This window comes from Glycomyces endophyticus (assembly GCF_039531525.1).
Taxonomy (GTDB): Bacteria; Actinomycetota; Actinomycetes; order Mycobacteriales; family Micromonosporaceae; genus Glycomyces; species Glycomyces endophyticus.
The window spans coordinates 181,122-193,139 of record NZ_BAAAQF010000002.1; the positions used below are offsets into that span (position 1 = coordinate 181,122).

At 72.6% G+C, this 12,018-nt stretch carries 11 protein-coding genes and 1 tRNA gene; 7 read left to right on the plus strand and 5 right to left on the minus strand.

All coding sequences use genetic code 11. The annotated features are described in order from the left end of the window. Positions 1 to 2 precede the first annotated feature (2 nt). Positions 3 to 860, minus strand: a complete 858-nt coding sequence (locus ABD419_RS01600) for a CPBP family intramembrane glutamic endopeptidase (protein ID WP_344480931.1) — start codon at positions 858 to 860, stop codon at positions 3 to 5. Positions 861 to 997: 137 nt separating this feature from the next. Here ABD419_RS01600 and ABD419_RS01605 point away from each other — a divergent pair, with 137 nt between their 5' ends. Both ABD419_RS01605 and ABD419_RS24930 read left to right on the plus strand, forming a co-directional pair. Beyond that, complete coding sequence (locus tag ABD419_RS01605) at positions 998 to 2,200, plus strand: sensor histidine kinase (protein ID WP_344480933.1); 1,203 nt, start codon at positions 998 to 1,000, stop codon at positions 2,198 to 2,200. Positions 2,201 to 2,207: 7 nt separating this feature from the next. After that, positions 2,208 to 2,303 carry an HNH endonuclease gene (locus ABD419_RS24930; protein ID WP_425555871.1) on the plus strand — a complete coding sequence of 32 codons (96 nt, stop codon included), beginning with the start codon at positions 2,208 to 2,210 and terminating at the stop codon, positions 2,301 to 2,303. Between the two features lie 131 nt (positions 2,304 to 2,434). Here ABD419_RS24930 and ABD419_RS01610 read toward each other — a convergent pair. Together ABD419_RS01610 and ABD419_RS01615 are read right to left on the minus strand one after the other, a co-directional pair. Continuing rightward, positions 2,435 to 2,511, minus strand: a tRNA-Pro gene (locus tag ABD419_RS01610). Between the two features lie 123 nt (positions 2,512 to 2,634). Continuing rightward, entirely contained in the window at positions 2,635 to 3,531 is an 897-nt protein-coding gene (locus ABD419_RS01615) for a metallophosphoesterase (protein ID WP_344480935.1), read from the minus strand. A 25-nt stretch (positions 3,532 to 3,556) separates the two neighbouring features. Between ABD419_RS01615 and ABD419_RS01620 the strand changes: the two genes are divergently transcribed. The 5 genes from ABD419_RS01620 to ABD419_RS01640 all read left to right on the plus strand — a co-directional run bounded on the left by ABD419_RS01620 (position 3,557) and on the right by ABD419_RS01640 (position 10,405). Next, complete coding sequence (locus ABD419_RS01620) at positions 3,557 to 4,012, plus strand: GatB/YqeY domain-containing protein (protein ID WP_344480938.1); 456 nt, start codon at positions 3,557 to 3,559, stop codon at positions 4,010 to 4,012. Between the two features lie 80 nt (positions 4,013 to 4,092). After that, entirely contained in the window at positions 4,093 to 5,724 is a 1,632-nt protein-coding gene (locus tag ABD419_RS01625; protein ID WP_344480940.1) for a peptide chain release factor 3, read from the plus strand. Further along, positions 5,724 to 6,581 carry a 16S rRNA (adenine(1518)-N(6)/adenine(1519)-N(6))-dimethyltransferase RsmA gene (gene rsmA, locus ABD419_RS01630; RefSeq protein ID WP_344480942.1) on the plus strand — a complete coding sequence of 286 codons (858 nt, stop codon included), beginning with the start codon at positions 5,724 to 5,726 and terminating at the stop codon, positions 6,579 to 6,581. The genes ABD419_RS01625 and rsmA overlap by 1 nt, the downstream gene beginning before the upstream one ends. Positions 6,582 to 6,591: 10 nt before the next feature. After that, positions 6,592 to 7,524: a 4-(cytidine 5'-diphospho)-2-C-methyl-D-erythritol kinase gene (locus tag ABD419_RS01635; protein WP_344480944.1), complete on the plus strand. Its 933-nt coding sequence runs from the start codon at positions 6,592 to 6,594 to the stop codon at positions 7,522 to 7,524. A 193-nt stretch (positions 7,525 to 7,717) separates the two neighbouring features. After that, positions 7,718 to 10,405, plus strand: a complete 2,688-nt coding sequence (locus tag ABD419_RS01640) for an AfsR/SARP family transcriptional regulator (protein ID WP_344480946.1) — start codon at positions 7,718 to 7,720, stop codon at positions 10,403 to 10,405. Positions 10,406 to 10,731: 326 nt separating this feature from the next. Here the strand turns inward: ABD419_RS01640 and ABD419_RS01645 are convergent, their stop codons facing one another. Then, positions 10,732 to 11,124: a hypothetical protein gene (locus ABD419_RS01645; RefSeq protein WP_344480949.1), complete on the minus strand. Its 393-nt coding sequence runs from the start codon at positions 11,122 to 11,124 to the stop codon at positions 10,732 to 10,734. Positions 11,125 to 11,323: 199 nt separating this feature from the next. Continuing rightward, positions 11,324 to 11,962, minus strand: a complete 639-nt coding sequence (locus ABD419_RS01650) for a hypothetical protein (RefSeq protein ID WP_344480950.1) — start codon at positions 11,960 to 11,962, stop codon at positions 11,324 to 11,326. Between the last annotated feature and the right edge of the window lie 56 nt (positions 11,963 to 12,018).

Here is a 12,018-nt window from a genome sequence, read left to right on the forward strand (position 1 = left end):
CCTCAGCTTCGAGCGGCCAGCGCCGGGCGCAGTTCGGGAGCGGCCGTCTCGGGGCGGTCGGCGGCCAGGCGGCCGCTCAGGATGATCCACATGGCGAGGACAACCATGGGCACCGTGCCGATCAGCGTCTGGGCGATCGGCTGGTCGTCGCCGAGGGCGGTGCCGACGAGGAGCGCGAGGACCATGTTGTTGCCTGCGTGGGCGAGGCTGGCGGCCCAGACCGAGCCGCTGCGCATGCGGAACCAGGTGAGGATGACCTCCTGGAACATGAACGACAGCGTCCACACCGCCAGCCCGAGGGTGACGTTCGCGAACTCGATGTAGCCGAGGAACGCGAGCGGGTAGTGCCAGACGGCCCAGATCAGGCCGGTCGCGAGCGTCGAGACGAAGGGGCGCTCCGGGAACAGGCGCAGCCGCAGGTAGCTGGTCCAGCCGTACTCCTCGCCCCAGTAGATCGGGGTCAGGACGATGACGACGAGCAGGAGTGCGCCGATGGCGACCCAGGCGGGCCGGCCGGGGATGAGTTCGAAGGCGGAGGCGTCGAACTCCCACATGCCGACGGCGACCGCGATGCCGATCGCGATGGCGGCGAATGCGAGCGGTCCGAGCCAGGCGGCAAGGTAGAGGCCGAGGTTCTGGCGGATGCGCGGCTTCATGCCGGTGTCGGCGAAGCCTTCGCGGGTGACCCATTTGCGGACGACGAACGCAGCGATCGCGGGGGTGAACGCGATCCCGGCGAGTTGGACGAGCGGGTTCACCAGCGACAGCCCGAAGCCGAGCCGTGCGATGAACATGCCGGCCCAGGACAGGCCGAACGCGAGGAGGAGGAAGACGAGAACGCCCTTGGTGCGGGTCGTCATGTGCGGGGGTCCTTTCGATTGCGGTTCGCCCCCAACGGTCGCTGCCGCGCCGGTCTCCTGACTCCCTCGAAATCGTGGTCTTCGGATCCCTCTTGCGAGGGAGTCAGGCGTGGTGCGGTCCTGGCAGACTCGCCGCCATGCGACAGTTCCTCCGCCTTCCCTTCACCACCGGCCCGTACCGCGGCGCGGTCCACGCATTCCTCGGCGTGGTCCTGGCGGCATCAGTGGCGTTGGTCGCCGCCGGCCTCCTGATCCTCTGGCCCACGCGGATTCACGCCCTCGTGCTCGGCGCGGCCGCATTGGTCCTCACCGGCGCGATCGGGTTGCTGCGCCCGACCAGGCGGGCCAGCGTGCGACTCGTCAACGGCCTACTCTCGACCGGGCTCCCCGCCCCGCGGCGGCCGCGACGAGCGGCCACAGCGGCGTGGCTGGTCGCATGGACGATCGCGGGCGGGACCCTGGCGGTCGCGGTCAGCCTGGCGCTGTTCACCCTCGGACTCCCGGCGGTGTGGCTGGACGAGGGCGGCACCGTGATGTTCGGATCGGAGGTGGCGATCGCGCCGGGCGCCGACGGCGCCTGGACGCTCGCCGCGGCAGCGGGCGCCGCCCTCGCGGCCGTCTACCTCTGCGCCGGATACGAAGCCCTCATGCGAAGGATCGCCGCACTCCTGCTCGGCCCCGGCCTGGCCGAACGGCTCGCGGCGGCCGAGGCCGACGCCGACGAGGCCGCAGCCCGCAACCGGCTCGCCCGCGACCTCCACGACTCGATCGGACACACCTTGACCGCCTCAACCATCCAGGCCGCGGTCGCCAAGCAGGCCATGGAATCCGACCCTGAGAGCGCCCGCCGGGCGATCGAGGCCATCGAGGGCACCTCCCGCGCGGCCCTGGACGACCTCGACCGGGCGCTCGGCGTCCTCCGCGGCGAACCGGCGACCGCGAGGCCCGAACCGACACTCGCGGATCTCGACCTGCTTCGCGACCGCGTCGCCCAGACGGGCACCGGCATCGGCGTGCACCTCGACGGCGATCCCGGCTCGGTGCCGGCGGCGATCTCCCAGGAGGCGTACCGCATCGTCCAGGAGGGCGTCACCAACGCGCTCCGCCATGCTCCGGATGCCGAGATCCGCGTGCACCTCGACATCACGGAAGACCACCTGCACGTGCGGGTGACGAACCGGTCCACGGGCGCGACCCGCCCCAGTGCCCGCGGCCGAGGCCTGACCGGCATCGCCGAACGCGTGAGGCTCCTCGGCGGGGAGGCCTCCGCCGGAACGGAGGGAGGTACCGACTGGACGCTGCAAGCGACACTGCCGCTCCGTGCCCCTGCGAGGCCGTGAGTCGACCGTGTTCGCCGCGCCTGCTGCTAGAAGACGACCACACATCATTCCCGTGTCAAAGGACGGCCCGTCGACCGACGAGAACCTTCAAACGCTGTGCTGACGCTGCAACCGCACGGAGTCCAACAAGGTCTCGGGTTGAAACCTCGCATCGTTCCACTGATCAGCTGCCGGTGAACCGATGAGGAAAACCAGTCAGGCCCCGTCATAGACGGAGCCTGAGCTGGATTTCTGTGGTCGGGTTGACAGGATTTGAACCTGCGACCCCCTCGTCCCGAACGAGGTGCGCTACCAAGCTGCGCCACAACCCGATGTTCTGTTTTCGCGCGCACGCTGGGCGAACGCTCGATTGGAAATGCTACCTGAACGCGGAGCGGGCCGTCGAACGGGGTCGGGGGCGCGGGGCCCGGTCACATCCGGGCCCCGGGCCGCGTCTAGAAGACCTTGGGGACGAACGTCAGGAGGCTGGCCTCCGGGGCGCACGCGAAGCGCACCGGCGCGAACGGGCTCGTGCCCAGGCCGGCGGACACGTGCAGCCACATGTCCTCCCACGGGTGCAGGCCCTTGACGCGCTCGCGGTCGATGCCGCAGTTGGTGACCAGGGCCCCGTAGCCGGGCACGCAGACCTGGCCGCCGTGGGTGTGGCCCGCGGCGACGAAGTCGTAGCCGTCGGCCTCGAAGGAGTCGAGGACGCGCGGCTCGGGCGAGTGGGTGAGGCCGATCGACAGGTCGGCGCTGGAGGGGACGCGGCCGGCGACGAGCTCGTAGTCGTCGAGGTCGAAGTGCGGGTCGTCGACGCCCGCGAAGTGCAGGTTCATGCCGGCGATGACCTTGTCGGCCGCGGCGTTGTTGAGGTCGAGCCAGCCGCCGTCGACGAGGATCTTGCGCAGCTCCTCGGTCGGGAGCGGCTCACCGTACTTGTGCTCGTGGTTCTTGTTGAAGTATTGAAGCGGGTTCTTGAACACCGGCGCGTAGTAGTCGTTCGAGCCGAACACGAACGCGCCGGGGGCGCGGAACAGCGGCCGGAGCGTCTTGGCGACGAGGTCGACCGCGTCCGGGTGGGCGAGGTTGTCGCCGGTCAGGAGCACCAGGTCCGGGTCGAGCGCGGACAGGGACGCGACCCAGTGGGCCTTGCGCACCTGACCGGGCGTCATGTGCAGGTCGGAGATGTGCAGGACCCGGATAGGCTCGGCTCCCTCGGGAAGCGCCGGCACGGCGAAGTGCCTGAGCGTGTACTGGACGCGCTCGTAAAGGGACGCGTAGGCGAGCGCCAGCGCCCCCGCGCCGACCCCGATACCGGCTGCTGCGGCAAGTCCACGGCTGATCTTCATACCCCCAACGGTAGATTGTCGAGATATGAGTGAGCTAAAGACCCAGTTGGAAACCGATATGCGAGCCGCCCTCAAGGCACAGGACAAGCTGACACTGGGCACGCTCCGCATGATCATCACGGCGATTCGGAACGAAGAGGTCGCCGGGAAGTCCGCGCGCGAGCTCGACGATGCCGAGGTCGTGAAAGTGCTGGTCAAGCAGGCCAAGCAGCGGCGTGAGGCGGCTGAGGCGTTCCGGGCCGGGGGCCGGGAGGAGTCGGCGGCGAACGAGCTCGCCGAGGAGGCCGTCATCAAGCGGTACCTGCCGACGGAGCTCACTGAGGCGGAAGTCACTGCGCTGGTGCGGGCGGCGATCGCCGAAGGCGGGTTCGCGGGCCCGCGGGACATGGGCAAGGTCATGAAGGCGATCGGCCCGCAGACGGCCGGGCGCGCCGACGGGAAGCTCGTCAGCGGGATCGTCAAGGCCGCACTCGCGGAGTGACGGACCCGGGCCGTGTCGCTGCGCACGGCTATCGTTGAGAACCGGGCCCGAAGCACATTTTTTGACATCTTGAGGAATCCATGTCCAGCCACATCTCGGCGGAGGCCGCGCGCCGCCGCACGTTCGCGGTGATCTCCCACCCCGACGCCGGCAAGTCGACGATCACCGAGGCCCTGGCGCTGCACGGCCGCGCCATCTCCGCCGCGGGCGCCGTGCACGGCAAGGGCGACCGCAAGGGCGTGGTCTCCGACTGGATGTCCATGGAGCAGGACCGCGGCATCTCGATCACGTCGGCGGCGCTCCAGTTCGAGTACCGCGACTGCGTCGTGAACCTCCTCGACACCCCCGGCCACGCCGACTTCTCCGAGGACACGTACCGGGTGCTCACCGCGGTCGACGCCGCGGTGATGCTCCTCGACGCCGCGAAGGGCCTCGAGCCGCAGACGCTGAAGCTCTTCGAGGTGTGCCGGGCCCGCCGCATCCCCGTCATCACGTTCGTCAACAAGTGGGACCGGCCCGCGAAGGACGCCCTCGAGCTGATCGAGGAGATCGAGACCCGCATCGGCATCAAGCCGACGCCCGTCACCTGGCCCGTCGGCGTCGGCGGCGAGTTCCGCGGCGTCATCGAGCGCATCGGGTTCGGCACGTGGCGGGACGGCCGCCGCGCGGCCGGACCCCAGGTCCCGGGCATGGTCCGGTACGAGCGGTCGCCCGGCGGGCAGCAGTCCGCGATCGCGGAGGTCCTCGGCGAGGACGAGTCGATCGAGCGGTTCGGCGCCGACTACGTGCGCGCCCGCGAGGAGTCGGAGCTGCTCAGCGAGGTCGAGGCCGACTTCGACCAGAAGACGTTCGAGTCGGGGCAGACCACGCCGACACTGTTCGGGGCCGCGCTCGTCCACTTCGGCGTCGGGCAGCTCCTCGACCTGCTCGTGGACATCGCGCCGTCGCCGTTCTCCCGCGACGACGCCAAGGGCGAGCCGCGCGACCTGGAGACGGGCTTCTCCGGGTTCGTGTTCAAGTCCCAGGCGAACATGAACGCCTCCCACCGCGACCAGCTCGCGTTCATCCGCGTCTGCTCGGGCCGGTTCGAGCGCGGCATGCAGGTCACGCAGGCGCAGGGCGGGCGCACCATGTCGACGAAGTACGCGCAGACCCTGTTCGGGTCGTCGCGCGACACCGTCGACGAGGCCTGGCCCGGCGACATCGTGGGCCTGGTCAACGCGACCGGCCTGTCGGTGGGCGACACGATCTACACCGGCAAGGCCGTCGAGTACCCGCCGCTGCCGGCGTTCGCGCCCGAGCACTTCGGGGCGCTCCAGATGCACGACACCTCCAAGGCGAAGCGGTTCCGCCGCGGCATCGCCCAGCTCGACGCCGAAGGCGTCGTGCAGGTCCTGTACTCCGAGCGGCGCGGCGAGGCCACGCCCGTGCTCGCCGCGGTCGGCCCACTCCAGTTCGAGGTGACCACGGCCCGGCTCCAGGCCGAGTTCGACGTCCCCGCGACCATCGACCGGCTCCCGTACCAGCTCGCGCGCCTCACCGACGCCGACGGCGCGGCCCGGCTGCGCACCGCCCCGGGCGTCGAGGTGTTCTCGCGCCCGCGCGACGGCGCGTTCCTGGTGGCGCTGCCGAACAAGTACCGCATCCAGACCATCGAGAACGACTACCCGGGCATCGTCCTCGAACCGCTGCTCGCCGGAGGCCAGGGCTGATGGCGCAGCTGCTGACCTCGGGCGCCATCCGCACGCTCTCGCGCGGCCTCGGCATCTCCCCCACCAAGAAGTGGGGCCAGAACTTCGTCGTCGACGCCAACACGGTGCGGCGCATCGCCGCCGCCGCGAAGCTCTCCGCCGACGACGTCGTCATGGAGGTCGGCCCCGGACTCGGCTCGCTCACCCTCGCGCTCATCGAGATCGCCCGCAAGGTGATCGCCGTCGAGATCGACCCGAAGCTCGCCCTCGCCCTGCCCACCACGGTCGCCCACCGCGCCCCCGAGGAGCACCAGCGGCTCGTCGTCGTCGAGGCCGACGCCGTGCGCCTCGACCCCGCGCAGCTCCCCGAGCCGCCCACGGCCCTGGTCGCGAACCTCCCCTACAACGTGGCCGTGCCCGTGGTCCTGCACGCCCTCGAGCACTTCCCGACCCTCCGGCAGGGCCTCGTCATGGTCCAGGCCGAGGTCGGCGACCGGCTCACCGCGGGCCCCGGCTCCAAGATCTACGGCTCCCCGAGCGTCAAGATGGCCTGGTACGCGAAGGCGAAGCGCGCCGGATCGGTGTCGGCGAACGTGTTCTGGCCCGTGCCCAACGTCGCCTCCGCGCTCGTCTCGTTCGAGCGCATCCAGAGCCCCGACGCGAACCGCGTCGAGGTGTTCGGCGCCGTCGACGCCGCGTTCGGGCAGCGGCGCAAGATGCTGCGCCAGTCCCTCAAGACCTGGGCGGGCGACGACACCGACGCGGTCCTCGAACGGTCCGGGATCGAACCCACCAGGCGGGGTGAGTCGTTGGACATAGCGGAGTTCATCGCCCTCGCCGACGCCAAGGAGGCGCTGGGCGGGACCGCTCGGACCTGAGGAGGCCCCAATGACCGGACAGACCGCGCCGGCCGCACCGCCCGCCGGCGTATCCGTCGACGTCCCCGCCAAGATCAACCCGCACCTCGGCGTGGGCGACCCCCGCGCCGACGGCTACCACGCCCTGTCCACGGTGTACCAGGCGATCTCGCTGCACGACACCGTGACCGCGCAGCGGCGCGGGGAGCCCGGCATCGAGATCACCATCTCCGGCGAGGGCGCCGGGACGCTCCCGACCGGCGAGGACAACCTCGCGCACAAGGCCGCGAAGCTCATCGCCCTGTACGCCGGGATCGAACCCGACGTCAAACTGCACCTGAACAAGCGCATCCCCGTCGCCGGGGGCCTCGCGGGGGGCTCCGCGGACGCGGCCGGTGCGCTGATCGCCTGCGCGCGCCTGTGGGACGTGGAGATCGGCGACGCCGAGCTGCACCGCCTCGCGGCCGGGCTCGGCTCCGACGTCCCGTTCTGCCTCAAGGGCGGCACCGCCATCGGCACCGGGCGCGGCGAGGAGCTGACCCCGGTGCGGGCCAAGGGGTCCTGGCACTGGGTCGTCGCCACCACGGACACGCAGATCGCGACCCCGGAGTGCTACAAGGAGGTCGACCGGCTCCGCGAGGACGGCATCGGCCGCTACTCCTCTGACGTCGGCGCGATCGTGCAGGCCTTCGAGGCCGGCGCCGACGCCGACTCGCTCGCACGGCTCCTGGTCAACGACATGGAGGCCGCCGCGGTGAGCCTGCGCCCGCAGCTCGCCTCGCTCATGCACGGCGGCCTCGAAGAGGGCGCGCTCGCCGCGCACGTCTCCGGCTCGGGGCCCACGGTCCTGTTCCTCGCCACCGACGTCAAGCACTCGGTCGCCCTGGCCCGCCGCATCCGCATGCGCGGCGGCGCCCGCAGCGTCCACCTCGCCCACGGCCCGGTGGCCGGCCCCGCCGCGTAACGGACCGTGCGGGACCCGCACGGCACGGGCGTCGCTCCGCCCGCTCGACCGGCCGGAGCGACGGCGCCACGACCACCGGTCACTGTGGTCGGCGAGGGATAGTGTTGGCGCCGGACGACGCGCGCAAGCGCCGTCCGGCGCGACCGGTCCGCCTCCCGCGGGCCCCACCGACGACCGATGCGAGCTGCCGACCATGACAGAGCCGATGCGGATCGGGTTGCTGGGCCCGTTCCAGGTCACCTCCGGGGAGGCGCCGGTGTCCGTCGCCGGCGGCCGCCAGCGCGCCGTCCTCGCCGCCCTCGCCCTGTCGGCCGGGCGGCCCGTGCGCAGCAGCGCGCTCGCCGCGCTCCTGTGGGGCGAGGACGTCCCGCCCGCACGGCACCGCCTGCACGCCATCGTCAACCGCCTCCGCCAGGTCGTGGGCCCCGACGCCGTCACCGCCGGACCCGGCGAGTACACGCTCGCGCTGCCGCCGAACGCGGTCGACGTGCACCGGTTCCGGGCCCTCGTGGCCGAGTCGAAGCGCGCCGACGGGGCCGACGAGCTCGCGCTCCTGAACCGGGCCCTCGACCTGTGGCGCGGCGAACCGCTCGTCGACGTCGAGGCCGAGCGGCTCGCGCTCGCGCACGTCCCGGCGCTCGCGGAGGAGCGGCTGCGCGCGATCGAACGCCGCGTCGACCTGGTCATGGACGCCGGCGGGCACGCCGAGCTCATCGCCGGCCTCGGCGAGCTCACGACCCTCCATCCGCTCCGCGAGTTCCCGTGGTCGCGGCTGATGCTCGCCCTGCACCGCTCCGGGCGGCAGGCCGAGGCCCTGGAGGCGTACCAGCGGGTGCGCACGCTCCTGGCCGACCGGCTCGGCGTCGACCCGGGCGAAGAGCTCCAGCGCGCCCACCGCGAGGTGCTGCGCGGCGCCGACCCGCCGCCGGCCGCGCCCCGGGCCGCCGTCCCCGCGCCGCGGCAGCTGGCCGCCGACATCGCCGGGTTCACCGGCCGCGCGGGCGCGCTCGACGACCTCGACCGGCTCCTGGACGCGGGCGGCCCGCAGGTCGCGGTCATCAGCGGCCCGGCCGGGGTCGGGAAGACCACCCTCGCCGTCCACTGGGCGCACCGGGTCGCCGAGCGGTTCCCCGACGGGCAGCTGCACCTGAACCTGTCCGGGCGGCGCCCGGACGCCGCGCTCATGACGGTCCTGCTGTCGATGGGCGTCCCGCCGGAGCGGATCCCGCCGGACGCGGACGGCCGGTCGGCGACGCTGCGCACCGCGCTCGCGGGCCGGCGGGTGCTGCTGCTCCTCGACGACGTGCGCGACGCCGACCAGGTGCGCCCGCTGCTGCCCGGCTCGGGCAGCCTGGTCGTGGCGACGAGCCGGAACCGGCTGCGGAGCCTGCGCCGCCGCGAGGGCGCGCACCTGGTGGAGCTCGAGCCGTTCACGCCCGCGGAGTCGGCCGCGCTGCTGGCCGGCGTCCTCGGGGGCGACGGGGACCGCGCCGCGGTGGCGGAGCTCGCGGACCTGTGCGGGCACCTGCCGCTGGCGGTGGCCCTGGCGGCCGAGCGGGTCCGCAACACCGGGATCCCGCTGCGGGACCTGGTCGTGGAGGCGCGCGACGGCGGGGCCCGCCTCGACGCGCTCGGCGACGGGACCGACGACGTGCGGAAGGTCTTCGCCTGGTCGTACCGGGCGCTGCCCGAGGGCGAGGCGGCGGTGTTCCGGGCGCTGGGCGTGCTGCCGGGCACCGGTGCGGGGGCCGCGGCGGTCGCCGCGCTCACCGGCGTGCCGGTCCCGGAGGCGTTGCGGCGCTTGGAGTCCCTGGTCGACCACAACCTGGTGCGGCGTCCCCGGCCGGGCCGGTACGAGCTGCACGACCTGCTGCGGGTGTACGCGGCCGAGCTGGCCGCGGCGGCGGGCGGCGGCGGGCTGCCGCGGCTGCTGGACTGGTACGTGGCGACGGGCCTGGCCGCGCGGGCGCACCTGCAGCCGACCTCGGTGGACCCGGGTCTGGAGGAGCCTCCCGCGGGGGCGGTGCCGCTGGCGTTCGGGGACGCCCAGCAGGCCCTGGACTGGTTCGAGACCGAGCACGGGAACCTGATCGCGGCGGTCGGCGCGGCCGCCGACGCGGGGCTCGACCGGCACTGCTGGCGGCTCGTGCACCTGCTGTGGGCCCACCTGGACCGGTGCCGGGCCTGGCCGGAGATCGCCGCGCTCGGCGAGGCGGGCCTGGCGGCGGCGCGGCGCGCGGGCGACCGCCTCGGCGAGGCGGAGATGCTCACGATGGCGGCGAGCCTGCGGCACCTCGGCTGGTTCGAGGAGGCCCTCGCGTCGCAGCGGGAGGCCCTGGACCTGTACCGGGAGCTGGGGAGCGCGGGCGGCCAGGCGACGGTGCTGAACAACCTCGGGATGATCTACCGCAGCATGGGGCGGCACGAGGAGGCCGTCGACCACCTGCGCCGCTGCGCAGTGCTGGACGAGGCCTCGGGCGACCCGGGCGACCTGGCGGTGACGCTGTTCAACCTCGCACGGTCCTATATAGACGCGGGCCGGGCGGCGGAGGCGGTCGAGGCCGCGGGGCGCTCGCTTGAGCTGCTGCGCGAGCTGGGGCACCGGCGCGGCGAGGGCCGGGCGATGGAGGCGATCGGGTTCGCGCACGGGCTCCTCGGGGAGCACGGGGCCGCGGCGCGGTGGCTGCGGGACGCGTCGGCGGTGTTCGCGGACATCGGGGACCGGTGGTACGAGTCGGCGAGCCTGACCGCCCTGGGCCGGGCGCTGCGGGCCGACGGCCGGCCGGTCGAGGCGGCCGCGGCGCTGGAGCGGGCGTTCGACCTCGCGTCCGAGCTGGGCGATCCGCGCGCCGGGGAGATCCGGGCCTTCATCGAGGAGTGACCGCGGCGGCATCCCCGGATGCGTTCCGCCGCGATGGTCACTGGTGCTGGAGGGCGGCCGCCGCGATGAGTGGACCCGTTCTCGGAACGGGCGGCCGCCCGGTCGCCCCGTCGAGGGCGGGTGCGCTCGGCGCACCGACGGGTCGGGGCGCCCGGTGAAGCATCCGGGCGCCCCTGTTCCACGCCGTACCCTCGCGGCGTCCTTGCCGCCGGAGCGGCGCATCGGTCCCACGGGCCCGGCTCCGGGCCCACCGAGCGGACTGTCACATGCCCGCTTACTGCGCCGCCGGCGGCGAGGTCATCGTCCGCGGTCGCCCGCGGCGGGACCTAGAAGTCCCGGTTGTCGGTGCCGTCCTTGGTGATCCGGACACTGTCGGCCAGGTCGCGCGCGCCGGTGATGCGCACGGAGAAGTCGCGGTTGTCGGTGCCGGTGATCCGGACGCTGAAGTCGCGGTTGTCGACCTCGTCGCCGGTGATGCGGACGCTGTAGGGCGGCGTGAAGCCGTCCTCGCCGGTGATCCGCACGCTCGGGTACGGCGGCGTGAAACCGTCCGCCCCGGTGATCCGGACGCTGTCGTCGTCCGAGAGCGTCCAGTCGGTGCTGGCCTGGGCGGGAGCCGCCAAGGCGCCCACGGCGAACGCCGCCAGCGAGCCGGCGGCGACGGTGCGCGCGAGTGCGGCGGCGGTGCGCCGAAGGGGGGTGCTGTTCGTCTGTGCCATGGGCACAACGCTAAGGACCGGCGCTCACGCGCCACCTACTTCGCGCTCAACCCGGCCTCACGCACCGCTCAGCCGGTGGCCTGAACGCCTCGCCGGCCACGTCCGAGACCGAGTCCTCGTTCCGCTGCGGGGGCGAGCACGAGGACGACACCTCGATCCAGCGCCTGCCATCGCCGCATGGGCGACCTCTCTTCGGGGTTCAGAGCTGGCTGCCGAAGGGGTTGATGCCGAGCGGCGCGTGGTGTGCCGCGACTGCGTTGTCGAACGGTTGCACGGCGGCTTCGTCGGTCGCCTCATCGCTCGACGCTTCGGCGGCATAGACGGACGGGTCGAGCGCGTTGCCGAACGGGTCGCTTTCAGCGTTGAGCGGGACGCCGCCCGCTGGTGGGAGATACGCGGGGTACTTGTCGTCACCGCTGATCGGGACGCAGCCGCTCTGGATCGTGAGGCCGGTCAGACCCCACACCCTCCACCACAGAGTGATGCCGTCGGACCTGGAAGCCGAGAGGTTGTACTGATCCTCGTCAGGGGAGGCCTCATCCCAGGTGATCTCGTATCCGGCGTCGATCCACGCTTCGCGGAGGGTGTCCGTGTACTCCTCCCGAACCAGTGGGGTCTCGGAGACGGCGGTACTGAAGTCATAGGTGAGCTCGATGGTCACCCAGCCTTCGATCGGATTCCCCTTCGGGTCGGGACAGCCGTGGAGGAAGCCGTCTCGTCTCGCGAATCCGGGGAATTCCGGGAGAGCTTCCACCGCATCGGCGACGAGTTGCTCCATGAGCGGGTACACCTCCTCGTTGTCGAACTCGCGTTCCGGCGGGGCGGCTTCCTTGGGCATGTCCGTGCAGCCTCCTAGTGCGAAAGCGAATGCGCTGAGAATGGTGAGCAGGCCGC

What these genes read in the sequence shown, in the direction of transcription:
- ABD419_RS01600 (WP_344480931.1), bottom strand. Translation starts at nt 860, where the DNA reads ATGACGACCCGCACCAAGGGCGTTCTCGTCTTCCTCCTCCTCGCGTTC.
- ABD419_RS01605 (WP_344480933.1), top strand. Translation starts at nt 998, where the DNA reads ATGCGACAGTTCCTCCGCCTTCCCTTCACCACCGGCCCGTACCGCGGC.
- ABD419_RS01615 (WP_344480935.1), bottom strand. Translation starts at nt 3,531, where the DNA reads ATGAAGATCAGCCGTGGACTTGCCGCAGCAGCCGGTATCGGGGTCGGC.
- ABD419_RS01620 (WP_344480938.1), top strand. Translation starts at nt 3,557, where the DNA reads ATGAGTGAGCTAAAGACCCAGTTGGAAACCGATATGCGAGCCGCCCTC.
- ABD419_RS01625 (WP_344480940.1), top strand. Translation starts at nt 4,093, where the DNA reads ATGTCCAGCCACATCTCGGCGGAGGCCGCGCGCCGCCGCACGTTCGCG.
- rsmA (WP_344480942.1), top strand. Translation starts at nt 5,724, where the DNA reads ATGGCGCAGCTGCTGACCTCGGGCGCCATCCGCACGCTCTCGCGCGGC.
- ABD419_RS01635 (WP_344480944.1), top strand. Translation starts at nt 6,592, where the DNA reads ATGACCGGACAGACCGCGCCGGCCGCACCGCCCGCCGGCGTATCCGTC.
- ABD419_RS01640 (WP_344480946.1), top strand. Translation starts at nt 7,718, where the DNA reads ATGACAGAGCCGATGCGGATCGGGTTGCTGGGCCCGTTCCAGGTCACC.
- ABD419_RS01645 (WP_344480949.1), bottom strand. Translation starts at nt 11,124, where the DNA reads ATGGCACAGACGAACAGCACCCCCCTTCGGCGCACCGCCGCCGCACTC.
- ABD419_RS01650 (WP_344480950.1), bottom strand. Translation starts at nt 11,962, where the DNA reads ATGCCCAAGGAAGCCGCCCCGCCGGAACGCGAGTTCGACAACGAGGAG.